This window comes from Mesorhizobium sp. LNHC252B00 (assembly GCF_000502955.1).
Taxonomy (GTDB): Bacteria; Pseudomonadota; Alphaproteobacteria; order Rhizobiales; family Rhizobiaceae; genus Mesorhizobium.
This window is the reverse complement of the sequence record NZ_AYWO01000003.1, coordinates 465,733-489,228: the sequence shown is the minus strand read 5'-3', so window position 1 is coordinate 489,228 and position 23,496 is coordinate 465,733. Positions and strand designations below refer to the sequence as shown.

The 23,496-nt window shown below is 62.8% G+C and carries 22 protein-coding genes and 1 pseudogene; 19 read left to right on the top strand and 4 right to left on the bottom strand.

The window, feature by feature from the left end; all coding sequences use genetic code 11:
- Nucleotides 1–2: 2 nt before the first annotated feature.
- The 4 genes from lpdA (at nucleotide 3) to X744_RS163000 (ending at nucleotide 3,502) form a co-directional block, all read left to right on the top strand.
- Nucleotides 3–1,466, top strand: coding sequence for a dihydrolipoyl dehydrogenase (gene lpdA / locus X744_RS162985; protein ID WP_023757924.1), 1,464 nt, complete (start codon nucleotides 3–5; stop codon nucleotides 1,464–1,466).
- A gap of 99 nt (nucleotides 1,467–1,565) precedes the next feature.
- Nucleotides 1,566–1,823 (top strand): GlsB/YeaQ/YmgE family stress response membrane protein, encoded by a 258-nt coding sequence (locus tag X744_RS162990; protein WP_023757923.1) that lies wholly within the window; start codon nucleotides 1,566–1,568, stop codon nucleotides 1,821–1,823.
- A gap of 138 nt (nucleotides 1,824–1,961) precedes the next feature.
- Nucleotides 1,962–2,927, top strand: coding sequence for a lipoyl synthase (gene lipA, locus X744_RS162995; protein ID WP_023757922.1), 966 nt, complete (start codon nucleotides 1,962–1,964; stop codon nucleotides 2,925–2,927).
- Between the two features lie 113 nt (nucleotides 2,928–3,040).
- The gene (locus X744_RS163000) at nucleotides 3,041–3,502 is read left to right on the top strand and encodes a type II toxin-antitoxin system RatA family toxin (protein WP_023757921.1); all 462 of its coding nucleotides are present in this window, start codon (nucleotides 3,041–3,043) and stop codon (nucleotides 3,500–3,502) included.
- Here the strand turns inward: X744_RS163000 and X744_RS163005 are convergent.
- Together X744_RS163005 and X744_RS163010 are read right to left on the bottom strand one after the other, a co-directional pair.
- A complete protein-coding gene (locus tag X744_RS163005; RefSeq protein WP_023757920.1) occupies nucleotides 3,478–3,987 on the bottom strand; it encodes a CinA family protein in 510 nt (169 codons plus the stop codon). The two genes, X744_RS163000 and X744_RS163005, sit on opposite strands and share 25 nt — an antisense overlap.
- Nucleotides 3,984–5,213, bottom strand: coding sequence for a bifunctional 2-C-methyl-D-erythritol 4-phosphate cytidylyltransferase/2-C-methyl-D-erythritol 2,4-cyclodiphosphate synthase (locus tag X744_RS163010; protein ID WP_023757919.1), 1,230 nt, complete (start codon nucleotides 5,211–5,213; stop codon nucleotides 3,984–3,986). Before X744_RS163010 ends, X744_RS163005 begins: the two co-directional genes overlap by 4 nt.
- A 245-nt stretch (nucleotides 5,214–5,458) precedes the next feature.
- Between X744_RS163010 and dusB the strand changes: the two genes are divergently transcribed.
- The 8 genes and pseudogenes from dusB (at nucleotide 5,459) to hflX (ending at nucleotide 15,671) form a co-directional block, all read left to right on the top strand.
- Nucleotides 5,459–6,490, top strand: a complete 1,032-nt coding sequence (gene dusB, locus X744_RS163015; protein WP_023757918.1) for a tRNA dihydrouridine synthase DusB — start codon at nucleotides 5,459–5,461, stop codon at nucleotides 6,488–6,490.
- The gene (locus X744_RS163020; RefSeq protein ID WP_023757917.1) at nucleotides 6,487–7,629 is read left to right on the top strand and encodes a nitrogen regulation protein NR(II); all 1,143 of its coding nucleotides are present in this window, start codon (nucleotides 6,487–6,489) and stop codon (nucleotides 7,627–7,629) included. Before dusB ends, X744_RS163020 begins: the two co-directional genes overlap by 4 nt.
- Nucleotides 7,626–9,086 carry a nitrogen regulation protein NR(I) gene (gene ntrC / locus X744_RS163025; protein ID WP_023757916.1) on the top strand — a complete coding sequence of 487 codons (1,461 nt, stop codon included), beginning with the start codon at nucleotides 7,626–7,628 and terminating at the stop codon, nucleotides 9,084–9,086. Before X744_RS163020 ends, ntrC begins: the two co-directional genes overlap by 4 nt.
- Before the next feature lie 127 nt (nucleotides 9,087–9,213).
- Nucleotides 9,214–11,575 (top strand): annotated as a pseudogene (locus X744_RS01000000169340) (PAS domain-containing sensor histidine kinase).
- Complete coding sequence (locus X744_RS163030) at nucleotides 11,565–12,926, top strand: sigma-54 dependent transcriptional regulator (protein ID WP_013895628.1); 1,362 nt, start codon at nucleotides 11,565–11,567, stop codon at nucleotides 12,924–12,926. The pseudogene X744_RS01000000169340 and the gene X744_RS163030 overlap by 11 nt, the downstream one beginning before the upstream one ends.
- A gap of 98 nt (nucleotides 12,927–13,024) precedes the next feature.
- Entirely contained in the window at nucleotides 13,025–13,888 is an 864-nt protein-coding gene (locus X744_RS163035; RefSeq protein WP_023757915.1) for a D-amino-acid transaminase, read from the top strand.
- A gap of 145 nt (nucleotides 13,889–14,033) precedes the next feature.
- Nucleotides 14,034–14,279: an RNA chaperone Hfq gene (gene hfq, locus X744_RS163040; RefSeq protein WP_006202172.1), complete on the top strand. Its 246-nt coding sequence runs from the start codon at nucleotides 14,034–14,036 to the stop codon at nucleotides 14,277–14,279.
- Nucleotides 14,280–15,671: a GTPase HflX gene (gene hflX, locus X744_RS163045; protein ID WP_023757914.1), complete on the top strand. Its 1,392-nt coding sequence runs from the start codon at nucleotides 14,280–14,282 to the stop codon at nucleotides 15,669–15,671.
- A 6-nt stretch (nucleotides 15,672–15,677) separates the two neighbouring features.
- Here the strand turns inward: hflX and mazG are convergent, their stop codons facing one another.
- Nucleotides 15,678–16,502: a nucleoside triphosphate pyrophosphohydrolase gene (gene mazG, locus X744_RS163050; protein ID WP_023757913.1), complete on the bottom strand. Its 825-nt coding sequence runs from the start codon at nucleotides 16,500–16,502 to the stop codon at nucleotides 15,678–15,680.
- A gap of 135 nt (nucleotides 16,503–16,637) precedes the next feature.
- On the bottom strand, nucleotides 16,638–17,822 hold the full coding sequence (locus X744_RS163055; protein WP_023757912.1) for an amino acid aminotransferase: 1,185 nt from the start codon (nucleotides 17,820–17,822) through the stop codon (nucleotides 16,638–16,640).
- Nucleotides 17,823–18,008: 186 nt separating this feature from the next.
- Here X744_RS163055 and X744_RS163060 point away from each other — a divergent pair, with 186 nt between their 5' ends.
- The 7 genes from X744_RS163060 (at nucleotide 18,009) to X744_RS163090 (ending at nucleotide 23,417) form a co-directional block, all read left to right on the top strand.
- Nucleotides 18,009–18,530, top strand: a complete 522-nt coding sequence (locus tag X744_RS163060; protein ID WP_245266452.1) for a sigma-70 family RNA polymerase sigma factor — start codon at nucleotides 18,009–18,011, stop codon at nucleotides 18,528–18,530.
- Nucleotides 18,527–19,300, top strand: a complete 774-nt coding sequence (locus X744_RS163065; protein ID WP_023757910.1) for an anti-sigma factor — start codon at nucleotides 18,527–18,529, stop codon at nucleotides 19,298–19,300. Before X744_RS163060 ends, X744_RS163065 begins: the two co-directional genes overlap by 4 nt.
- 41 nt (nucleotides 19,301–19,341) lie before the next feature.
- Entirely contained in the window at nucleotides 19,342–20,058 is a 717-nt protein-coding gene (locus X744_RS163070; protein ID WP_023757909.1) for a Bax inhibitor-1/YccA family protein, read from the top strand.
- 374 nt (nucleotides 20,059–20,432) lie between these two features.
- On the top strand, nucleotides 20,433–21,077 hold the full coding sequence (locus tag X744_RS163075) for an AraC family transcriptional regulator (RefSeq protein WP_245266448.1): 645 nt from the start codon (nucleotides 20,433–20,435) through the stop codon (nucleotides 21,075–21,077).
- Nucleotides 21,078–21,214: 137 nt separating this feature from the next.
- Entirely contained in the window at nucleotides 21,215–21,871 is a 657-nt protein-coding gene (locus tag X744_RS163080; RefSeq protein ID WP_023757907.1) for a 2Fe-2S iron-sulfur cluster-binding protein, read from the top strand.
- A gap of 3 nt (nucleotides 21,872–21,874) precedes the next feature.
- Nucleotides 21,875–22,864, top strand: coding sequence for a xanthine dehydrogenase family protein subunit M (locus tag X744_RS163085; protein ID WP_023757906.1), 990 nt, complete (start codon nucleotides 21,875–21,877; stop codon nucleotides 22,862–22,864).
- 82 nt (nucleotides 22,865–22,946) lie between these two features.
- Entirely contained in the window at nucleotides 22,947–23,417 is a 471-nt protein-coding gene (locus tag X744_RS163090; protein ID WP_023757905.1) for a nuclear transport factor 2 family protein, read from the top strand.
- The last annotated feature ends 79 nt before the right edge of the window (nucleotides 23,418–23,496 follow it).

Here is a 23,496-nt window from a genome sequence, read left to right as displayed (position 1 = left end):
CCGTGGCTGAGAACTATGACGTCATCATCATCGGCTCCGGCCCCGGCGGCTATGTCACGGCGGTGCGTTCCGCCCAGCTCGGTTTCAAGACGGCGATCATCGAGCGCGAGCATCTCGGCGGCATCTGCCTAAATTGGGGCTGCATACCGACCAAGGCGCTCCTGCGCTCGGCCGAGATCATGCATTATTCGGATCATCTGAAGGATTACGGACTGAAGCTAGACGGCAAGGTCAGCGTCGACACGTCGGCCGTGGTCGACCGATCGCGGAAAGTGTCGCTGCGGCTCAATGGCGGCGTAGCCTTCCTGATGAAGAAGAACAAGGTCGACGTCATCTGGGGCGAGGCCAAGCTGTCCAAGGCTCCTTCAGGCGACAAATTGGGTGAGATCGTCGTGTCCAAGACGGCCAAGAAGCCGATGGAGCCGCAGCCGCCGATGCCGAAAGGCGTCAAGGCTGAGGGCACCTATGGCGCCAAGCACATCATCCTGGCCACCGGCGCCCGGCCACGTGCGCTGCCCGGCATCGAGCCCGACGGCAAGCTGATCTGGACCTATTTTGAGGCCATGGTGCCGAAGGAGATGCCGAAGTCGCTGCTGGTCATGGGCTCCGGCGCCATCGGCATTGAATTCGCCTCGTTCTACCGCACCATGGGTGCCGATGTGACAGTCGTCGAACTGTTGCCTGCAGTGATGCCGGTCGAGGACGCCGAAGTCTCGAAATTCGCGCAAAAGCAGTTCGAGAAGCAAGGCATGAAGATCATCCTAGAAGCCAAGGTGACCAAGGTCGAGAAGGGTGCCAACTCGGTCACCGCGCATGTCGAGATGAAGGACGGCAAGGTCGAGAAGATCACCGCCGACCGCATGATCTCGGCGGTTGGCGTGCAGGGCAACATCGAGAATCTTGGCCTTGAGGCGCTCGGCGTGAAGACCGAGCGCGGCTGCATCGTCATCGACGGTTACGGCAACACCAATGTGCCCGGCATCTATGCCATCGGCGATGTCGCCGGCCCGCCGATGCTTGCCCACAAGGCCGAGCATGAGGGCGTGGTGTGCGTTGAAAAGATTGCCAATTTCCCTGGCGTGCATGCCACCGACAAGCTCAAGATTCCAGGCTGCACCTATTGCAATCCGCAGGTCGCCTCCGTCGGCCTGACGGAAGCGAAGGCCAAGGCCGAGGGCAAGGACATCCGCGTCGGACGCTTTCAGTTCGCCGCCAATGGCAAGGCCATCGCGCTCGGCGAGGACCAGGGGTTCATCAAGACCATCTTCGACAAGAAGACCGGTCAGTTGCTTGGTGCGCATATGGTCGGCGCCGAAGTGACCGAGCTGATCCAGGGCTTTGTCGTGGCGATGAACCTCGAAACGACCGAGGAAGAGTTGATGCACACCATCTTCCCCCACCCGACGCTGTCGGAAATGATGAAGGAAAGCGTGCTCGACGCCTATGGTCGCGCGCTGAACGCATGATAGATTGGCCGCACGAGACTCAATCGCTCAAGCTGCGGGATCTCGACGGCAAAGCAGTTCGTTTCCGGATGCATTTTCACTCGTGCAAGGAGAGGACGTATGGACGTGAATGGCGTGGGCTGGATCGCAGCCATCATCATCGGCGGGCTGGCGGGTTGGTTTGCCGAGATGGTCATGAAGAGCAACACCGGCATCTTCATGAACATTATTTTGGGTATCGTCGGCGCGATCGTACTGAACGCCATTCTGCAGGCACTCAATCTCGGTCCGTTCGGCGTCGGCTGGACTGCCTACCTGATCACCGGCTTTATCGGTGCCTGCCTGCTGATCTGGGCAGGGCGCCTGGTGCGCCGTTAACCCCGCTGAATATCTGCTATGCGAAAAAGGCTGTTGCGGCATGCACCGCCGCGGCCTTTTTCTTTGGGCTGAAAAGTCTTAGATGACGTCATGACAGCGAACGCCCGACAGGCGATCGCGAACGAACCAGGTTTCCCGATGGTCACTGTCCTCGATACGATTGCCAACGCTCCGCGCTTGCGGCATCCGGAAAAGGCGCACAAGCCGGACCAGGACGTGCTGCGCAAGCCGGACTGGATCCGCGTCAAGGCGCCGATGTCGAAGGGCTATGCCGAAACGCGCGAAATCGTGAAGTCGAACAAGCTGGTGACAGTCTGCGAAGAAGCCGGCTGCCCCAACATCGGCGAGTGCTGGGAGAAGAAGCACGCCACCTTCATGATCATGGGCGAAATCTGCACGCGCGCCTGTGCCTTCTGCAACGTCGCCACCGGAATTCCGACAGCACTCGATCCCGATGAGCCGGCCCGCGTCGCGCACGCCGTCAAGCAGATGGGGCTGACGCATGTCGTGATCACCTCGGTCGACCGTGACGATCTCGCCGATGGCGGTGCGCGGCATTTCGCCGAGGTCATCCGCGCCATCAGGGCCGCGACGCCGTCGACGACGATCGAAATCCTGACGCCCGACTTCCTGCGCAAGGATGGCGCGCTGGAGATCGTCGTGGCGGCCAAGCCCGACGTCTTCAACCACAATCTCGAAACCGTGCCGTCGAACTACCTGACGGTTCGTCCGGGCGCCCGCTACTTCCATTCGATCAGGCTGTTGCAGCGGGTCAAGGAACTCGACCCGTCGATCTTCACCAAGTCCGGCATCATGGTGGGTCTCGGCGAGGAGCGGAACGAAATCCTGCAACTGATGGACGATCTGCGTTCGGCCAATGTCGACTTCATGACCATTGGCCAGTATCTGCAGCCGTCGAAGAAGCATCATCCGGTGATCCGCTTCGTCACGCCGGAGGAGTTCAAATCGTTCGAGACGATCGGCCGGACCAAGGGTTTCCTGCTGGTGGCGTCAAGCCCGCTGACGCGCTCGTCGCATCATGCCGGCGACGATTTCGCCCGGCTGCGCGCCGCCCGGGAAGCGGCTCTCAGGAAATCGCTTTAGTGCATGTCGCCCAAAGTGACCTCGGTTTTGGGAGAACGACATGCATAAAAACAACGAATCCAAAGCGCGTCGCATGAATCTGCGTCGCCGCGACGGGCTTTGGAGCCGGTTTCGTGCCAAAGTTTGAAGCCACCCGCCGCGTATCCCATACGCCGGACCAGATGTTCGCGCTGGTCGCCGATGTAGAATCCTATCCGCAATTCCTGCCGCTTTGCGAGGCGCTGACGGTTCGCTCGCGCAAGGAGCGTGACGGGCGCACGGTTCTCCTCGCCGACATGACCATCGGCTACAAGGCGATCCGCGAAACCTTCACGACGCAGGTGCTGTTGAAGCCCGACGAGAACACCATCGACGTGAAATACATCGATGGCCCGTTCAAATATCTGAGCAATGTCTGGCGTTTCGAGCCCGACGGCGGCGCCGGCTGCACGGTCCGCTTCTTCATCGACTACGAGTTCAAGAGCCGCATTCTGGGCGCCGTGATGGGAACCATGTTCGACCGTGCTTTCCGCATGTTCGCCGAGGCTTTCGAGAAGCGCGCCGACGTCATCTACGGTGCAGCACCTTCGGCCTGACTCTGGCCAAGCGCGCGCAGACCCAGTTCCAACGCGTGCCGGACCGTTTCGCGGCGGATGAAATCGCGACCTTTGTCGGCAAATATCTTGCGTTCGACGGTCACGGCCTGACCGCCCAGCCCGACACAGAACCAGACCAGGCCGACCGGTTTTTCCGTGGAACCGCCGCCGGGCCCGGCAATGCCGGTGACCGCCAGAGTAAGCCCGGCGCGCGAACGGTCTAGCGCGCCTTTCGCCATTTCAATCGCCGTCTCGCGCGAAACCGCGCCGTACGTCTCAAGCGTGGTGGCGGAGACGCCGAGCATGTCGATCTTGGCTTCGTTGGAATAGGTGATGAAGCCGCGCTCGACGACGGCGGAGGAGCCGGCGATGTCGGTCAACGCGGCGATGATCATGCCGCCGGTGCAGCTTTCCGCCGTTGCCAGCATGATGCCGCGCTTCTGGCAGGCTTGCAGCAAGGCATTTGCCAGCTCGCTGCTACTCATTCCGGCACCTCGCCTGGAAACACCACGCTGGCGGTTGCGATCGCCGCTATGCCTTCCTCGCGCCCGATAAAGCCGAGCTTCTCGTTGGTTGTCGCCTTGATCGAGATGCGGTCCGGTGAAATTGCCAGCATCCGCGACAGGGCTGCGGTCATCGCATCACGATGCGGGCCGACACGCGGCGCCTCGCAGATCAGCGTGATGTCGGCATTGGCGATGCGTCCGCCGCGCTCGCGCACCAGCCTTGCCGCGTGCTCGACGAATATCCGGGACGCAGCGCCTTTCCACTGCGGGTCGGTCGGCGGAAAATGCGTGCCGATGTCGCCGGCGCCGCAGGTCGCCAGCAGCGCATCGGTCAACGCGTGCAGGCCGACATCGGCGTCGGAATGGCCGGACAGTTTCTTGTCGTGCGCAATGGCGACGCCGCACAGGGTGACATGGTCGCCGGGTTCGAACGCATGCACGTCGTAACCATTGCCGGTACGGATGTCGGGAAAGCGCACGCGTTCGCCGGAGAGCCGCTGGTCCGCCATCGCAATATCCCTTGCCCAGGTGAGTTTGACGTTATCAGGGGAGCCTGGAACGATGTTGACCGGAATATTCGCCCATTCGGCGATCGCGGCGTCGTCGGTGAAATCCAGTCTTCCAAGATGATGGGCTTTCTCGTGCGCGGCAAGAATCGGCCAGAATGGAAAGCCCTGTGGCGTTTGCGCCGTGTGAAGTCCGCTGCGGGAAACGGTTTCGCCAACCACGCCAGAGGCCGACTCACGCTTCAGCGTGTCGGCAACGGGCAGGGCAGGCAACGCCCCCTCGCGCTCGCCAATGGCAGCGATCGTGCGATCGATCAGGTCCGCGTCGACGAATGGACGGACGGCATCGTGGATCAGGACTCGCCCCGGCGCGTGGCTTCTCAGCGCAAGCAGTCCCAGTCGGACCGATGCCTGCCTTGTCGCCCCGCCCATGACGAGGATGACCCGTTCGGCGTTGGCACCCGCCGCCTCCCGGAACAGCTCGTGGTCGTCGGCATGGATGGCGACGACGACCTCGCTGGTTCTCGGGTGGGACAGAAAAATTTCCAGCGTGTGTGCGATGACGGCATAGCCGCCAATATGTTGATATTGCTTCGGCCCATTGGCCTGTCCGGCGCGCGCGCCGCGGCCAGCCGCAACGATCACCACGGCGACCTTGCCATCCTCACTTGAAACGCGATTTTCACTTGCGTCAGTCATGCCGACTGGTCCTAGCGCACGATCCCGAAAAGTGTAATCGGTTTTAGGAAAGATCGTGCGCTAAGTATGAAATTCCCAAGCGTGCCATTGCCCGTGCTGAGGGACGCACGGCGCCTTGGTCGCCAGCCAAAGCCGAAGCCCGGCATTTTCCCAATTGCGCCTTAATGTGGCGTCATTCCGCGTTGCACTTTGCTGCAGTTCTGGCTAGAGAATGTGCAACGAATGAACATGCTTGGTTTTTGTGCATGGTTAACTTGACCAAATTGGCAACGTCGCTTGACGTTGGCGGCGTGAGAATCCGCAATCGCGTGTTTCTCGCGCCAATGTCGGGAATATCAGACGAGCCGTTCCGGCAACGCGCCCACGCGCATGGCGCCGGCCTGGTCGTGTCCGAAATGGTGGCGAGCGGCGAGCTGGCCAAGGGCAGGGCCGGTTTTAACCTGCGCATACGCCACTCCGGCCTGCCGGTCCATATGGTCCAGCTTGCCGGCCGCGAGGCGGCGCACATGGCCGAAGGTGCCAGAATCGCTGCCGGCGAGGGCGCCGACATCATCGACATCAACATGGGCTGCCCGGCCAAGAAGGTCACCGGGGGTTACGCCGGCTCGGCATTGATGCTGGATCTCGACCATGCGCTGTCGCTGATCGACGCCGTTGTCGGCGCGGTCGACGTGCCGGTGACGGTCAAGATGCGGCTCGGCTGGGACGAAGGCGCGCTCAACGCGCCGATGCTGGCGCGTCGCGCCGAACAGGCCGGCGTCAAGATGGTGACCGTACATGGCCGCACGCGCTGCCAATTCTATCAAGGCAAGGCCGATTGGCGCGCTATCGCCCGCGTCAAGGAAGCCGTGTCTATTCCTGTCGTCGCCAATGGCGATGTCTGCTCCCCGGCAGAAGCTGCCGACATTCTCGATCAATCCGGCGCTGACGCCGTCATGGTTGGGCGTGCGCACTATGGCGCGCCCTGGATCGCAGGCGGCATTGCTGCGGCCGCACGGAACGAGACTGTGCCCGGCATGCCCGACAGTCGGCAAGCCTTGGCCGCTTACATCGTCTCGCATTATGAGGACATACTGGCGCTCTATGGCATCGAAAGCGGCCTGCGCCAGGCGCGCAAGCATCTTGGATGGTATCTTGATCGTCATGCCAACGGTGTCGCTGACGACGACAGCCGAAAAGCTATTTTGACCGCATTGGAGCCCGCGCGCGTCATTGCCTTGCTGCGCGATGTGTTTTCGCGCGATCCGCAACCCCTGAACCTGCGGAGCGCCGCATGAATGCCGCCGCTGCCCAAAGCGCTGAAATGGCGGATGCCGCCCAGATCGTGCTCAACACCATCCGTCGCCCGGTGATCATGATCAGCGAGGAAGGGTTCATCACCTTCGCCAACGCCGACGCGGAAGACTTCTTTCGCTCCAGCGCAACCATGCTGGCGCGCAACACACTGTCTAAACTCATTCCATTCGGCAGCCCGCTGCTGACGCTGGTCGATCAGGTGCGCGAGCGCCGGGCTCCCGTCAACGAGTACCGGGTCGACGTGTCGTCGCCGCGCCTCGGAATCGAGAAGGTCGTCGATCTCTACGTCGCGCCGGTGTCGGAATATCCTGGCTCCGTCGTGGTGATGTTCCAGGAACGGTCGATGGCCGACAAGATCGACCGGCAGATGACGCATCGCGGCGCGGCCCGCTCGGTCACCGGCCTGGCGGCGATGCTTGCCCATGAGATCAAGAACCCGCTTTCCGGCATCCGCGGCGCTGCCCAGTTGCTCGAACTGTCGGCTTCCGACGAGGATCGCGCGCTCACGCGGCTGATCACCGACGAGACCGACCGCATCGTGTCGCTGGTCGATCGCATGGAAGTGTTTTCCGATGAGCGGCCGATCGATCGCTATCCCGTCAACATCCATGTCGTGCTCGATCATGTGAAGGCAATTGCCAAGAACGGTTTTGCCAAGAGAATCAAGATAATGGAGGATTACGATCCTTCATTGCCTCCGGTGTTTGCCAACCGTGACCAACTCATCCAGGTGTTCCTCAACCTGGTCAAGAATGCTGCTGAGGCGATCGGCAGCGATCCTCAGGGCGAGATCGTGCTGTCGACCGCCTTCCGGCCGGGCATCCGCGTTTCCGTTCCGGGCACGCAGGACCGCGTATCGCTGCCGCTGGAATTCTGCGTGCGCGACAATGGCTCCGGCGTCTCGGAAGATATTTTGCCGATCCTGTTCGACCCGTTCATCACCACCAAGCCGAACGGCTCGGGGTTGGGGCTGGCGCTGGTCGCCAAGATCGTCGGCGAGCATGGCGGCATCATCGAATGCGAATCGACGCCGCGCGGGACCACATTCCGCATCCTGATGCCAGCTTGGAAAGAAACGTCATACGGCGCCGATGAAGACGGTGAAGGAGACCGCAAATGACCGTTCGCGGCAATATTCTCGTCGCCGACGACGATGCGGCGATCCGCACCGTCCTCAACCAGGCGCTTTCACGCGTCGGTCACGAGGTGCGCGTCACGTCCAACGCCTCGACATTGTGGCGCTGGGTGGCGGCTGGCGAAGGCGATCTGGTCATCACCGATGTGGTGATGCCGGACGAAAACGCGTTCGACATGTTGCCGCGCATCAAGAAGGCGCGGCCGGAACTGCCGGTTATCGTCATGAGCGCCCAGAACACGTTCATGACGGCGATCCGCGCATCCGAAACCGGCGCCTATGAATATCTGCCGAAGCCGTTCGACCTGACCGAACTGCTCAACATCGTCAACCGGGCGCTTTCCGAGCCGCGGCGGCCGAAGATCGATGCGCGGCCGGAAGAACAGCCAGACGCCATGCCGCTGGTCGGCCGCTCGGCCGCCATGCAGGACATCTACCGCATGCTGGCGCGCATGATGCAGACCGACCTGACGGTGATGATTTCGGGCGAGTCCGGCACCGGCAAGGAACTGGTGGCGCGCGCGCTGCATGAATATGGCCGCCGTCGCGGCGGCCCATTCGTTGCCATCAACATGGCCGCGATCCCGCGCGATCTGATCGAATCGGAACTGTTCGGTCACGAGAAGGGCGCTTTCACCGGCGCGCAGAACCGCTCCACCGGTCGCTTCGAGCAGGCCGAGGGCGGCACGCTGTTTCTCGACGAGATCGGCGACATGCCGATGGAAGCGCAGACGCGCCTGCTGCGCGTCCTGCAGCAGGGCGAATACACGACGGTTGGCGGACGCACACCGATCAAGACCGACGTGCGCATCGTTGCCGCCACCAACAAGGATCTGCGCACGCTGATCAACCAGGGGCTTTTCCGCGAGGATCTCTTCTATCGCCTCAACGTCGTGCCGCTCAGGTTGCCGGCGCTGCGCGAGCGCTCCGAGGATGTGCCGGATCTTGTCCGCCACTTCTTCAAGCTCGGCGAGATGGAAGGTCTGCAGACCAAGCGCATCTCCTCGGGCGGCATCGAACTGATGAAGCGCTATCCCTGGCCTGGCAATGTGCGCGAACTGGAAAACCTCGTTCGCAGGCTCGCCGCGCTCTATTCGCAGGACGAGATTTCCGCCGAGATCATCGAGGCCGAGCTCAAGACCGGCGAACGTCCGGTCGTACCGGGCGGCGGCAACCTCATTCCCGACGACCTGTCGATCGGCCAGGCGGCCGAGCATTTCCTGCAGCGCTATTTCGCCTCCTTTGCCGGCGATTTGCCACCCGCCGGCCTCTACCAGCGCATTCTGGCCGAGGTCGAGTACCCGCTGGTCCTGGCCTCTATGACGGCCACCCGCGGCAATCAGATCAAGGCCGCCGAATTGCTGGGCTTGAACCGCAACACGCTGCGCAAGAAGATCCGCGAGCTCGGCGTCAACGTCTACAAATCGTCGCGGCAGGGCTGAGCCCATCCGAGCCCGCTCTCTTTTCAGGGGACCGGCTCGCGAAAGATTTCCGTCTCGGTCACACTTGTTGCATAATCGCCACAATGCGTTGCATACATCCGACGCAATCATGGCTCTAGACGGCGACATGGCTTCGCAGGCACCGACAAAGAAACAACCGCTGTTCAGCGAACCCGGCACGCGTGACGGTCGCCGGCTGCTGGCATTGCCCGGCGTCGTCGCGGTCGTCGGCGCGCTGGTGACGGCGGCGATCTCGTTCACCATCCTCGTCGGCGCCACGCCGATCACGCCGAACGAATCGACGACGCTGGCGCTGATTGCCCTCAATGCCGCTTTCGTCCTGTTCCTCATTGCGCTGGTCGGGCGTGAAGTCCACCGCATCCTGATGGCGCGCCGGCATGGCAANCGCTTTCGTCCTGTTCCTCATTGCGCTGGTCGGGCGTGAAGTCCACCGCATCCTGATGGCGCGCCGGCATGGCAAGGCCGCCTCGCGGCTGCATGTGCGCATCGTCGCCATGTTTGCTCTGGTCGCCGCCATTCCCGCAATCATGGTTGCCATCATCGCATCGATCACGCTCGATATCGGCCTCGACCGCTGGTTCGAGATCCGCACCAAGACGATCGTCAATTCGTCGCTGTCGATCGCCGACGCCTATGTCCAGGAGAATGCCCGCAACCTGCAGGGAACGACGTTGTCGATGGCCTACGATCTCGATTCGTCGCGCTCGCTCTACGGTCTCGATCGCACTGGTTTTCTCGATCTGATGAACAAGGAAGCAGTGGGCCGGTCACTGGCCCATGCGGCACTGATCAAGCCCGACGGCTCGTTTGTCATGAGCGCCAAGACCGATACGGATTTCGCGATGCCCGAGCCGCCCGAAGGGGCGGTTGCCAGCGCTTCCGACGGCAAGCCGGTGCTGATCGAGCCCAAAACGCGCAACATCATGGGCGCCATCGTCAAGCTGCGCGAGATCGAAGGGCTCTATCTCTACACCATTCGCCTCGTCGATCCGGAAGTGATCAAGGCGCGGCAGATCGTCAGGTCAAACACCGACGAATATCGCGGGCTGGAAGACAACCGTCGCACCTCGCAGGTGGCCTTCGCGCTGCCCTATCTGTCGCTGACGTTGATCATCATCCTGTCCGCCATCTGGACCGGTATCGCTGTCGCCGACCGTCTGGTGCGCCCCATTCGCCAGCTTATCGGAGCCGCCGACGAGGTGGCGACCGGCAATCTCGATGTCGCGGTTCCGGTCAGGCCGTCGGATGGCGATGTCGCCTCGCTCGGCGATACGTTCAACAAGATGCTGCTCGAGCTGAAATCGCAGCGCAACGAGATCCTGTCCGCAAAGGACCTGATCGACGAGCGCCGCCGCTTCTCGGAAGCCGTGCTTGCCGGCGTCACCGCCGGCGTCATCGGCGTCGATCCCTACGGCATCGTCACCATCGTCAACCGCTCGGCCGAGGCGATGCTGGCCATTTCAGCCAGCGCCGCCCTTGGGCAGAACCTGTCCGCCGTGCTGCCGCATGTTGGCCGCGTCTTCGAGATCGGCCGCAAGTCTGGCAAGCCTGTTTACCGCGAGCAGGTGACCTTCTACCGCGCCGGCGCCGAACGGACCTTCAACGTGCAGATCACCATCGAAGCCGGCGACGACGGCTCGGAGGAAAAATCCTATGTCGTGACGGTCGACGACATCACCGACCTGGTTCAGGCGCAGCGTTCCTCCGCTTGGGCCGATGTGGCGCGGCGCATCGCACACGAGATCAAGAATCCGCTGACGCCGATCCAGCTCTCGGCCGAACGCATAAAACGCCGCTACGGCAAGGTGATTACCGAGGACCGCGAGGTTTTCGACCAGTGCACCGACACCATCATCCGTCAGGTTGAGGATATCGGCCGTATGGTCGACGAATTCTCGGCTTTCGCCCGCATGCCAAAGCCCGAGATGAAGGCTATCGACCTGCGCGAATCGTTGCGCGAGGCCTCGTTCCTGGTCGAGGTCAGCCGCGCCGACATCACTTTCGAGCGGATATTCGGCACCGAGCCGCTCAAGGGCACCTTCGACAGCCGCCTGATGGCGCAGGCTTTCGGCAATGTGATCAAGAACGCCGCCGAGGCGATCGACGGATTGGAACAGAAGAATGGTTCGCACGGCATAATCCGGATTCAAGCCGGGCGCCAGAATGGTGCGATTCGCATCGACGTTATCGACAATGGCAAAGGCCTGCCCCGCGAAAATCGCCAGCGGTTGCTCGAGCCCTATACGACAACCCGCGAGAAGGGCACCGGGCTCGGCCTCGCTATCGTCAAGAAGATCGTGGAGGACCATGGTGGCAGGCTGGAACTTCACGATGCGCCCCCAGATTTCCACGACGGACGCGGCGCGATGATCAGCATCATCCTGCCGCCTGCGGCTGCCGGGTCTCCGCGCGGCGATAGCAGGACGGAAAACGAACGAGAAACTGAAAAGGTCGGTAATGGCGTCTGATATTCTCATCGTCGATGACGAGGAAGACATCCGTGAACTGGTCGCGGGCATCCTGAGCGACGAAGGTCACGAAACCCGCACCGCATTCGATGCCGACAGCGCGCTGGCGGCGATCGCCGATCGGGCACCGCGGCTGATTTTCCTCGACATCTGGCTGCAGGGCTCGCGTTTGGACGGGCTGGCACTGCTCGACGAGATCAAGACGATGCACCCGACCTTGCCGGTGGTGATGATCTCAGGCCACGGCAACATCGAAACGGCGGTCTCCGCCATCCGCCGCGGTGCCTATGATTTCATCGAAAAACCATTCAAGGCCGACAGGCTGATCCTGATTGCCGAGCGTGCGCTCGAGACCTCGAAACTGCGGCGCGAGGTTTCCGACCTCAAGCTGCGCAGTGGCGAAACCTTCGATCTGATCGGCATGTCGTCGGCGATGAGCCAACTGCGCCAGACTATCGAGCGCGTTGCCCCGACCAACAGCCGCGTGATGATCATCGGCCCGTCAGGGTCGGGCAAGGAACTGGCCGCGCGCGCCATCCACACGCTGTCGGCGCGTAAGGGCGCGCCGTTCGTAACGCTGAGCGCCGCCAACATTACGCCCGAGCGCATGGAGATCGAGCTGTTCGGCACCGAATCGAACGGCGTCGAGCGCAAGGTCGGCGCGCTCGAGGAGGCCCATCGCGGCATCCTCTACATCGATGAAGTTGCCGACATGCCGCGCGAGACGCAGAACAAGATCCTGCGCGTGCTGGTGGAGCAGCAGTTCGAGCGGGTAGGGGGCACCAAGCGGGTCAAGGTCGATGTCCGCATCATCTCCTCGACCTCGCAGAATCTCGAAGCGATGATCGCCGACGGGCGTTTCCGCGAAGATCTCTATCACCGCCTGGCGGTGGTTCCGGTCATGGTGCCGGGACTGGCCGAGCGGCGCGAGGATATTCCCTATCTCGTCGACAATTTCATGAAGCAGATCGCGCGTCAGGCCGGCATTAAGCCGCGCCGTATTGGCGATGACGCGCTGGCGGTGCTTCAAGCGCATAACTGGCCTGGCAACGTCCGCCAGCTGCGCAACAATGTCGAGCGCCTCATGATCCTGGCGCGCGGCGACAACATCGATGCGCCGATCACCGCGGACCTGTTGCCGGCCGAGATCGGCGATGTCATGCCGCGTACGCCGAATCAATCCGACCAGCACATCATGGCGCTGCCGCTGCGCGAGGCGCGTGAACAGTTCGAGAAGGACTATCTGATCGCCCAGATCAACCGGTTCGGCGGCAACATCTCGAAAACCGCCGAGTTCATCGGCATGGAGCGCTCCGCCCTGCACCGCAAGCTGAAGTCGCTGGGCGTCTGAACGCGACGTCCGGCCAGCCGCGCCTGGGCCAACCATTTGCCGGTTACGGCGGCGGCGGAATCGCATAAGAAAGCGGGAAAATTCCTGAGGGGTTGCCAATGCCGCGTATTGCCTATGTCAACGGCCGCTACGTCACTCACGCGGATGCTGCCGTGCATATCGAGGATCGCGGTTATCAGTTCGCCGACGGCGTCTATGAGGTCTGCGAGGTGGCGCGCGGCTTCATCGTCGACATGCCGCGCCATCTGGCCCGGCTGAACCGCTCCTTGACCGAATTGTCGATCGCCTGGCCGGTCACCTCTCACGTGCTGCCGCTGATCCTGCGCGAGGTGGTTAACCGCAACCATGTCGCCAACGGCCTGGTCTATGTCCAGGTGACGCGCGGCGTTGCCAGCCGCGACTTTGTCTTCCCGTCCGCCGACACCAAGCCGTCCCTGGTGGTCACCGCTAGGAAGGCCGATCCCGCCTCTGGTGCAAAACGCGCTGAAACCGGCATTGCGGTCATCACAGTGCCGGAGAACCGTTGGGACCGCGTCGACATCAAGAGCGTCGGGTTGCTGCCCAATGTATTGGCCAAGCAGAAGGCCAAGGAAGCCGGCGCCCAGGAAGCGTGGTTCGTCGACACCGACGGCAACGTCAAGGAAGGCGGCTCGTCCAATGCCTGGATCGTCACCCGGGATGGCGTCCTGGTTACCAGGCCGGCCGAGCATGGCATCCTGCGCGGCATCACCCGCACGACCATGTTTGAAGTGGCGGCCAAGCTCGGCGTGAAGATAGAGGAGCGCGGCTTTTCTGTCGCCGAGGCCAAGGCGGCACGCGAGGCGTTCATCAGCTCCGCAACGACAATCGCCATGCCGGTTGTGGCCATCGACGGCGATACAATCGCCAATGGGCACCCCGGCTCGATAACACTTTCGTTGCGACAAGCCTTTTTTGACATTGCGGAAAAAAGTCCAGCCTGATAACCGCACAGGTGGAATGAACATCAATTTATCTCGTTCTGCTTGTCGTTGCTGACGACAAGACGGTGTTTGTGAGCTTGACATGCGCCTGTTAATTTGGCGCATTGGCTTGCAAACCGAAGGGGATCGGCGAAAGACAAGAACAATGGCGGAACGATCGCAAAACCTTCAGGACCTGTTCCTGAATTCAGTTCGCAAGAGCAAGAATCCGCTCACCATCTTCCTCATCAACGGCGTGAAGCTGACCGGCGTGGTCACTTCGTTCGACAATTTCTGTGTCCTATTGCGCCGTGATGGTCACTCCCAGCTCGTCTACAAGCACGCCATTTCCACGATCATGCCGAGCCAGCCGGTTCAAATGTTCGATGGCGAGGAAAGCCAGGGCGCCTGATTGGCACGTGAGAAAGACGCGGACGATACCGTTCGCGGAAAACCAGCGCATCATCCAGGGACGGAAGCCGAGGGCCCGACCCGGGCCGTTGTCATTGTGCCCGTCCTTACCCGCCACCAGCGCAACGAGGACGAGACCAACCGTCCACGGCTGATGCGTTCGGCCGACGCTCGCCACGACGAGGCCGTAGGCCTTGCCCGCGCCATCGACCTTGATCTGATCCATACCGCGGTGGTGACCGTCAACGATCCGCGCCCCGCGACGTTGCTCGGCAGCGGCAAGGTCGCCGAATTCGCAGAAATCGTCAAAGAGGGACATGCGGAAGTGGTCGTCGTCGACCATCCGCTGACTCCGGTGCAGCAGCGCAATCTGGAGAAAGAGTTGAACGCCAAGGTGCTGGATCGCACCGGGCTGATCCTCGAGATATTCGGCGAGCGCGCGCGCACCAAGGAAGGCACCTTGCAGGTCGAGCTCGCCCATCTCAACTACCAGAAGGGTCGCCTCGTGCGCAGCTGGACCCACCTCGAACGCCAGCGCGGCGGTGCCGGCTTCCTCGGCGGCCCCGGCGAAACGCAGATCGAATCCGACCGGCGGCAGCTGCAGGAAAAGATCATCAAGCTGAAGCAGGAGCTGGAAACGGTGCGCCGCACGCGCGACCTTCACCGCGCCAAGCGCAAGAAGGTGCCGTTCCCGGTGGTGGCGATCGTCGGCTATACCAATGCCGGGAAGTCGACGCTGTTCAATCGGCTGACCGGAGCAGACGTGTTGGCGCAGGACATGCTGTTCGCCACGCTCGATCCAACGCTTCGGCGTGTGCGCCTCCCGCACGGCACGCCGATCATCCTTTCGGACACGGTCGGCTTCATTTCGGACCTGCCGACGCATCTGATCGCGGCTTTCCGCGCTACCCTGGAAGAGGTTGTCGAGGCCGATCTCGTCATCCATCTGCGCGACATTTCCGATCCGGACACGGCGGCCCAAGCCGAGGATGTCGAGCGCATCCTCGCCGACCTCGGCGTCGACGCCGGTGATGCCAAGCGGATCATCGAGGTCTGGAACAAGATCGACCTGCTTGACGAGGGCAACCGCAGCCGGCTGCTTGCCGACAGCGCCGACGCCAGCAAAGCCCCGCCGATCGCCATTTCGGCGGTGACCGGCGAGGGTATCGATGCGCTGAAGGCGATCATCGAAACGCGGATGGCGGGCGAGCTCGAAGACCTGACGGTGACGATCGAGCCGGCGCAGTTCGGCCTTGTCGACTGGATCTATCGCAATGGCGATATCGTTTCGCGAAGCGACAATGACGACGGCAGCGCCACCATCTCGCTCAGGGCCACGCAAAGCGCCCGCGAAGAGATCGAAAGCAAATTGCGTCGCAAAAATAACGGGTAAGGGAACCTACTTCGCGGTTTTTGCTTCCTGCCAGAGCGCTTCCATTTCGGGCAAGGTCGCCTTCTCCAGCGTGCTACCGGATTTCTCAAGGGCCTGTTCGACATAATGGAAGCGCGAGCGGAATTTTTCGTTGGTGCCGCTCAGCGCCGCTTCGGAATCGACCTTCAAATGGCGGCCGAGATTGACGACGGCAAACAGCATGTCGCCGAACTCGTCCTTGATCGGGGCCGTTTCGCCCTTGGCCAGCGCCTCGCGCAATTCGCCGATCTCTTCCTCGATCTTGTCGAGGATGGGCGCTGCCTCGCTCCAGTCGAAGCCGACGCGGGCGGCCTTCTCCTGAAGTTTCAACGCCCGCGTCAGCGCGGGCAAGGCGACCGGCACGCTGTCCAGAAACCCCTTGCCGTTATCGTCCGGGTCGAGGCCGCGGGCGAGGCGGGCTTGTCGTTTCTCGGCCTTCTCCTCGGCCTTGATCTTTTCCCACATGCCCTTCGCCATGCCGGCGCTGCGGGCCTTTTCGTCCCCGAAGACGTGCGGGTGGCGGCGGATCATCTTGGCGGTGATTGCCTTGACCACATCGCCGAAGGCGAATTCACCCGCCTCTTCAGCCATTTGCGCGTGGTAGACGACCTGCAGCAGGAGGTCGCCGAGTTCGTCGCGCAGGTCATCGAGGTCGCCGCGCGCGATGGCGTCCGCCACCTCATAGGCCTCCTCGATCGTATAGGGGGCGATAGTCGAGAAATCCTGTTCGATGTCCCAGGGACACCCGGTCTTTGGGGCTCGCAGCGCCGCCATGATCTCGATCAGGCGCGAAATGTCTTTCGATGGCGTCATCTAGAGCTATTCCAGGAAAAGTGTGAAACGGTTTTCTGTCCGGAATTGCGTCAGTCTATCGAATGCTATCCCGCGGCCGGCCGCGCGGCCAACGCTGTCAGCCGGCGCGGGAACCTTGTCCACAGGTGAGCCGCCTCAGTCGAGGACAGAGACGATCGCCTTGGCGAGTTCGTCCATTCCATCCTCGGGCAGGCCGGCAACATTGATGCGGCTGTCGCCGACCATGTAGATGCCGTGCTCGGAACGCAGCCGTTCGACCTGCGCTTCCGTGAGGCCAAGGCGGGAGAACATGCCGCGATGATTGGCGATGAAATCGAAACGGTCGGAGTTGGACTGACGCCGTAGTGCCTCGGCGAACTGGACACGAAGTCTGAGCATGCGCAGGCGCATCTCTTCGAGTTCAGCCTCCCAGTCCGCACGCAAGGTGGCGTCTTCGAGCACGATGCGTACGGCGGCGGCACCGTGGTCCGGTGGCATCGAATACATGGCGCGCGCCGCCGACAGCATCTGGCTCATCGCCACATCGGCCTGGGCGCCGTCCCTGGCCAGGATCATCGCCGCGCCGACGCGGTCGCGGTAGACAGCAAAATTCTTCGAGCAGCTCGAGGCGACGACCATTTCGGGAACTTTCGTGGCCAGCAGGCGCAAACCGAGGGCATCGGCCTCGAGGCCATCGCCAAAGCCCTGATAGGCGATGTCGACAAATGGCAGCAACTCGCACTCGACGACCAGCTCGGTTACGGCCGCCCACTGTGCCGCGTCCAGATTGGCGCCGGTCGGGTTGTGGCAGCAGCCGTGCAGCAACACCACGTCACCCTTTCTTGCCGTTCGCAACGCCGCCAGCATGTCGTCGAAGCGCACTGTGCCCGAGGCGGCATCGAAATAGGGGTATTCACGGATCTGCAGGCCGGCAGCACGCATCACCGGCATGTGGTTCGGCCAGGTCGGGTCCGACAGCCAGATGGTCGCGTCCGAGCGTGTCCGCTTGAGCAATTCCGCCGCCAGCCGCAGCGCGCCGGAGCCGCCGGGCGCCTGTGCCGCGCGGATGCGCGTCATGTCGGCGCCGGGGCCGAAGGCGAGCTTGGCCATTACCGTGTTGAAACCGATATCGCCGGCAAGGCCGAGATAGGTCTTGGTGTCCTGCCCCTGCAGCAGCCGCTTTTCGGCTTCGCGCACCGCCCGCATGACCGGCGTCTTGCCGTCGCGATCCTTGTAGACGCCGACACCGAGGTCGACCTTGTCGGGCCGCGGGTCGGCGCGATAAAGGCCGATCAGGGCCAGGATCTTGTCGGCGGGGGCGGGCTGCAGGGCTTCAAACATCGATACGGCTCCAATGGGCGGCGGATTGATACGCAAATCGGTTGCGTTTCGCCAGCGCTTTTCCCGCCGCTTCAGGCTGCACAAGCTTTCTGGGGCGAACGATGTCCTCAAGCCAACCCGGTAAAAAATTGGCGGGGCAGGGATTAAATTCCCCACATGCTCCGTAAACAGGACATGAAACCGTCGATGCCACGCTTTGACGTCTTAGGACAGCTCGGTTCGCTACGCCGTTACGCGCGCTCGCTGACGCGCGACAGCACGGATGCCGAGGATCTCGTCCACGACGCGCTGGTGCGTGCCTATGAGCGGCGCGGCACCTTCCGCTCCGGTGGAAACCTGCGCGCTTGGCTGCTGTCGATCGTCCACAACACTTTCATCGACAGAATGCGATCGCGCGGGTCGGAAGCCACGCGCCTCCAACAGGCCGGATATCTTGTCGATGGCAGCACGCCGGCGCCGCAGGAACATTCGGTGCGCCTGGCTCAAGTGCGCGAAGCCTTTTTCAGCCTGCCGGAAGAACAGCGCTCAGCGCTGCATCTCGTCGCCATCGAGGGGCTGTCCTACCAGCAGGCCGCCGATGCCAGCAGCGTGCCGCTGGGAACGTTGATGTCACGCATCGGCAGGGCGCGCGCCGCATTGCGCGAGATGGAGGCGGCGGCACCCGCGAAGGCGAAAAACCACCTTAGGATCGTTGGAGGCCCGTCATGACAGCAGCTGTCGATCCCGTGACCGATATCGACCTCGACGCCTATGTCGACGACCAGATCGATGTCACCCGCCGCATCGAGGTCGAGGCATTTCTGTCGGCCCGGCCGGAAGCAGCGGCGCGCGTGATGTCCGATCTCCGCACCCGCGATGAACTGCGCGTGGCGCTTGCCGGCCCCAAGGGCATGGCGCGGCCAGCGACCGCCGATGCCGCGCGGCGGCTGGAGAGGGGGCTTGCCCGCGGCCGCATCTTCGGTGTGTTGCAGCGCGCGGCGGTGGTTGCCGTCTTCGTCGCCGCCGGCTGGCTGGCGAATGGCATCATCGGGCCGATGTCGGTGACCAAGGTCGTCGCCTCGCCACAGCCGCCTGCCTACGTCGATGAGGCGGTGCGGGCCCATAGAACGACGCTGGTGCGCGAAAGCATGCCGTCGCAGCCGGAAGCGCCCGATTACGACGCTGGCGAGATCCGTGCCGCGACCGCCATCGTCATGCCGTCGCTGCCGACGGACTGGAAGGTCCGCGACGTGCAGATCTACCCGTCGCGCTTTGGGCCGAGCGTCGAGATGGCGGTCGAGACGAAAGACATGGGGCTGGTGTCGCTGTTCGCGATCCGGCCTGGAACCTTCGACGTCGTCAAGCCGACCATCGCGCCCTTGGGCGACATTTCGTCGGCCTACTTCCAGATCGGCGAGGTCGCCTATGCGGTGGTCGGACAAAGCGAGGTCCGCGACCTCGACCGCGCCGCCGAGACGCTCGCCAAGACGCTTTACTGATCGATCCACCCTTACCGACCGATCTTGAAAGGAGAATGCAAATGAACACGCCCAACCTGGGATACCGCGTCGGCACCGGCGCCCAAACCAGAGCCATTTTTGACGAGGGGCTGCGTCAGCATATGCTGCGCGTCTATAACTACATGGGCGTCGGCCTTGTGGTCACCGGCCTCGTTGCCTTGATGATCTCGTCGACGCCGGCGCTCTATGTGCCGATCTTCTCCAGCCCGCTGAAATGGGTGGTGATGCTGGCTCCGCTGGCCTTCGTCTTGCTGTTCTCGTTCAAGATGCAGACAATGTCGGCGGCCAGCGCCCAGGCGATGTTCTGGGCCTTCTGCGCGGTCATGGGCCTGTCGCTCGCTTCCGTATTCCTGGTCTTCACCGGAACCAGCATCGCGCGCACTTTTTTCATCGCCGCGACCATGTTCGGCGCCACCAGCCTCTACGGCTACACGACCAGGCGCGACCTGACCCAGTTCTCGTCGTTCCTGATCATGGGCCTGATCGGCGTGGTGATCGCCAGCATCGTCAACATCTTCCTTGGCTCGACCGCGCTGCAGTTCGCCATCTCGGTTATCGGCATTGCCGTGTTCATCGGCCTGACCGCCTGGGACACCCAGACGATCAAGGAGCAGTATGCCGAGAATTTCGACGGCGAATCGCGCCAGAAGCTGGCCGTCTTCGGCGCCTTGTCGCTCTATCTGAATTTCATCAACATCTTCCAGCTGCTGTTGAATTTCACCGGCGAGCGCGAGTAATCCCGTTCCAACGGGCCTGCCCGGTCGGCCAGATCGGGCAGGCCTGGGCTTCCGTGCTGATCATCTTCCCATCGGAAGCCAGGCGAATAATCCCAAACCGAGCGTTCTGTTGCTCAAAAGTGGATCAGTAAAATATCGCGATGTCATTCAGACCCTTGCTTGGTCACGGACGGATTCGGAGCCGGGAGGAGAAGTCGGAAGCCCTGCAAACGGCAGCCTGGGTCGACTCTTCGGTCGTTTTCGACAATCGGCGCTGGGTGTGCCGGGACGCAGAGCTCCGCTGGACAGCTCCCCACCATCTGATCGTACTGACTGAGGAAGGGGGGACGTCGCATACATCGATCCGCTCCGGGGAAAAGTCCGTCTACGACGGGATGGATCGTCCGGGAGACCTCACCTTCGTCCCCGCCGGCGCGGAGCGGCTCGGCGTCTACCGGGACGTCAATCTTTCCTATTCGGCCCTGTGGATCGATCCCGAATTTCCAGGAAGCGAAAGGCTTGCGGATACGCCGATCCTGGTGAACAGGAGCGATAATGTCATCGCAACGCTTTTGAGTTCGCTCCGGGTCGAGATGGCGCTCGGTCACAGGCCGGACACCGGCTATGTCGAGCATCTGGCTGCGCTCGTGAGCATGCGCGTGGCGATGCTGGCCGGCAAGCAGCTCCCGGCCCCGCGTTACGGCCGTCTCAGCCGCCGCACGTTTGCCCGCATCCGGGAATACATCGAGGCACGCATCAACTCCGACATTTCGCTGCGCGAGCTGGCGGCTGTCGCAGAGATGGGAGTCGACACGTTTGCGCGCCGCTTCAAGGCGACGACCGGTCTTGCACCCTACGCCTACGTGATCGAGGAACGGGTCCGGCGGGCGGAAGTCGTGTTGCGTGAAACCGGGTCGTCCATCGGCACCATTGCCTTTCGCTTCGGCTTCTCTAGCCAGAGCCACTTCACCGCGACGTTCAGGCGCCTCAGGGGCATGACTCCTCGGGCCTACCGGGTGCAGTTTTCTCCGGAATCCTGATAGTGCCGCCGATTTCCTGAAAGAAATGCCGAGCCTGCCGGACCACGTCCATAAGCGTCAATGAGCGCACCCGACGCGCCCGCTGTCGGGCCGGGGTCGCTGTCGAGCCCTTATCACTGCGCCCCGGGAGATCACGCATGGCTGAGACAGACAACAGGAACGGACCTACGCGTCGAGCGGTGCTGGAGGGAGGGGCCGCGACCGGTCTGCTGCTGGCAACCGGGCTATCGGTAGAAGCCCAGCAAATGGAGCCCGCCGTCGCAGCGTCCACCACGCCGGGACCAACGATGCCGGTGTCGCTGCGCATCAACGCCAGGGACTTTGCCGTCGAGCTCGATCCGCGGACAACGCTGCTCGACACGTTCCGCAATCATCTCGGCCTTACCGGTTCGAAAAAAGGCTGTGATCACGGCCAGTGCGGCGCCTGCACCGTCCTCGTCAACGGGCGTCGGATCAATTCTTGCCTGACGCTCGCTGTCATGCATGAGGGCGACGAGATCACCACAGTCGAAGGGCTCGCCGACGGCGACCGGCTTCATCCCGTTCAGGCCGCCTTCATTGCACGCGATGGCTTCCAGTGCGGATATTGCACGCCCGGCCAGATCTGCTCCGCGGTTGGCATGCTGGGCGAGGCCAGGGAGGGTTGGCCGAGCCATGCCAGCGACGAAGTGGCGGCAGCCTCGGTCGCGCTCGACGATGCCGAGATCCGCGAGCGGATGAGCGGCAATATCTGCCGTTGTGCTGCCTATCCGAACATCGTCGCCGCCATCCGCGACGCGGCAGGGGAGGCGTGAGCGATGCGGGCTTTCACCTATGAGCGCGCCGGGAGTGCGGAAGAGGCGGCCGCCGCGGTTGCCAATCGGCCGGATGCCAAATTCATCAGCGGCGGCACCAATCTCCTCGACCTGATGAAGCTCGATATCGAGCAGCCGGCGCATCTCGTCGACGTCAGCCGCCTGCCGCTCGACCGGATCGAGGAAACGGAGGAGGGCGGCCTGCGCATCGGCGCGCAGGTCCGCAATAGCGATCTTGCCGCCGAGCCGCGGGTGAGGTCGCAATACCCGATGCTCTCACAAGCGCTGCTGGCGGGGGCTTCCGGTCAGATCCGCAACAAGGCCTCGACCGCCGGCAATCTCCTGCAGCGCACGCGCTGCTTCTATTTCTACGACCGCAACATGCCGTGCAACAAGCGCGAGCCGGGTTCCGGTTGTGCCGCGCTGCAAGGCTTCAACCGCATGCATGCGATCCTCGGTGCAAACGACGCCTGCATTGCTGTTCATCCCTCCGACATGGCGGTTGCCATGGCCGGGCTCGACGCCAGGATCGAGACCTTGTCGCCAGGTGGCGAAGCTCGCACCATTCCGATCGGCGATCTCCATCGCCTGCCCGGGACAACGCCCGACGTGGAGACCACGCTCGGTCATGGGGAGATGATCACCGCGGTCACCTTGCCGCCCCCTCCGCCCGGTCGGCAACTCTACCGCAAGGTGCGCGACCGCGCCTCCTATGCTTTCGCGATGGTGTCGGTGGCGGCGATCGTCGAGAAAAGTGGCGATCGCATACGCAGCGCCCGCATCGCCATGGGCGGGGTCGCGGCCAAGCCCTGGCGCGCGACCGCGGCTGAGCAAACGCTCGCCGGCTCGGTGGCGTCCGATGGCGCTTTTACCGAAGCCGCCGAAGCCGCGCTGGCCGAGGCAGTCGGGCATGGCGACAATGATTTCAAGATCCCGCTGGCCAAACGGACGCTGCGGCACACGCTTGCCGCAGCCGCGGTCGAGCGCGCGTAAGGTCATGCAGAGACGATGGCCCCGAACGGCCGTCCCTAGATGTTTGTCCCGCAGTCGACGGGCCGGTGGCAAGGAGATAGACATGAAACTCACGCGACGCGCCGTTACAGCCGCCAGTGGCGGCCTTCTCGTCGCGCCCGCCACCGCTTGGGGCGCCGCGTCAGATACTGAGCTTCGTCGCGAACTTGAAGCGGCCGTGGAAGCCTTCTTTGCCGGCTGGGCTTCCGGCGACTGGTCGGCTTTCCTCGATCGTTGCGACGAGACGATGACCTTCCAATTTCCGGTTGGTGAGCAACGGGGTAGACACGAACCGCCGAACGGCAAGCGCGCGCTCGCAGCGTGGACCGCCGCACATAAAGCGCAGGGTAACAGGATCACGGAATCGATCGTTGATCTTAAGCTCTTCGCCTCCGATTGGATCATCATTTGCGATCGCGGGAGTGGGACGATCGGCGGCGGGCCCTATACGGGCCTGCACGCGCTTTTCATGCGGGCCGGCCCGACGGGGCGGCTGATCGAGTTTCGAGAGTATTTCGGCGATATTGCTACGTGAACAGCAGCTGCGCGGCGATCACAAAGAGCCGTGCTGCGGCTATGTGAGTTTCCGAGAACTAAACATTCCAGGTGAGCCC

Coding starts and splice junctions, on each gene's coding strand:
- X744_RS162990 (WP_023757923.1), top strand. CDS start 1,566: ATGGACGTGAATGGCGTGGGCTGGATCGCAGCCATCATCATCGGCGGG.
- lipA (WP_023757922.1), top strand. CDS start 1,962: ATGGTCACTGTCCTCGATACGATTGCCAACGCTCCGCGCTTGCGGCAT.
- X744_RS163005 (WP_023757920.1), bottom strand. CDS start 3,987: ATGAGTAGCAGCGAGCTGGCAAATGCCTTGCTGCAAGCCTGCCAGAAG.
- X744_RS163010 (WP_023757919.1), bottom strand. CDS start 5,213: ATGACTGACGCAAGTGAAAATCGCGTTTCAAGTGAGGATGGCAAGGTC.
- dusB (WP_023757918.1), top strand. CDS start 5,459: ATGGTTAACTTGACCAAATTGGCAACGTCGCTTGACGTTGGCGGCGTG.
- X744_RS163020 (WP_023757917.1), top strand. CDS start 6,487: ATGAATGCCGCCGCTGCCCAAAGCGCTGAAATGGCGGATGCCGCCCAG.
- ntrC (WP_023757916.1), top strand. CDS start 7,626: ATGACCGTTCGCGGCAATATTCTCGTCGCCGACGACGATGCGGCGATC.
- X744_RS163030 (WP_013895628.1), top strand. CDS start 11,565: ATGGCGTCTGATATTCTCATCGTCGATGACGAGGAAGACATCCGTGAA.
- X744_RS163035 (WP_023757915.1), top strand. CDS start 13,025: ATGCCGCGTATTGCCTATGTCAACGGCCGCTACGTCACTCACGCGGAT.
- hfq (WP_006202172.1), top strand. CDS start 14,034: ATGGCGGAACGATCGCAAAACCTTCAGGACCTGTTCCTGAATTCAGTT.
- mazG (WP_023757913.1), bottom strand. CDS start 16,502: ATGACGCCATCGAAAGACATTTCGCGCCTGATCGAGATCATGGCGGCG.
- X744_RS163055 (WP_023757912.1), bottom strand. CDS start 17,822: ATGTTTGAAGCCCTGCAGCCCGCCCCCGCCGACAAGATCCTGGCCCTG.
- X744_RS163060 (WP_245266452.1), top strand. CDS start 18,009: ATGCCACGCTTTGACGTCTTAGGACAGCTCGGTTCGCTACGCCGTTAC.
- X744_RS163065 (WP_023757910.1), top strand. CDS start 18,527: ATGACAGCAGCTGTCGATCCCGTGACCGATATCGACCTCGACGCCTAT.
- X744_RS163070 (WP_023757909.1), top strand. CDS start 19,342: ATGAACACGCCCAACCTGGGATACCGCGTCGGCACCGGCGCCCAAACC.
- X744_RS163075 (WP_245266448.1), top strand. CDS start 20,433: ATGGATCGTCCGGGAGACCTCACCTTCGTCCCCGCCGGCGCGGAGCGG.
- X744_RS163080 (WP_023757907.1), top strand. CDS start 21,215: ATGGCTGAGACAGACAACAGGAACGGACCTACGCGTCGAGCGGTGCTG.
- X744_RS163085 (WP_023757906.1), top strand. CDS start 21,875: ATGCGGGCTTTCACCTATGAGCGCGCCGGGAGTGCGGAAGAGGCGGCC.
- X744_RS163090 (WP_023757905.1), top strand. CDS start 22,947: ATGAAACTCACGCGACGCGCCGTTACAGCCGCCAGTGGCGGCCTTCTC.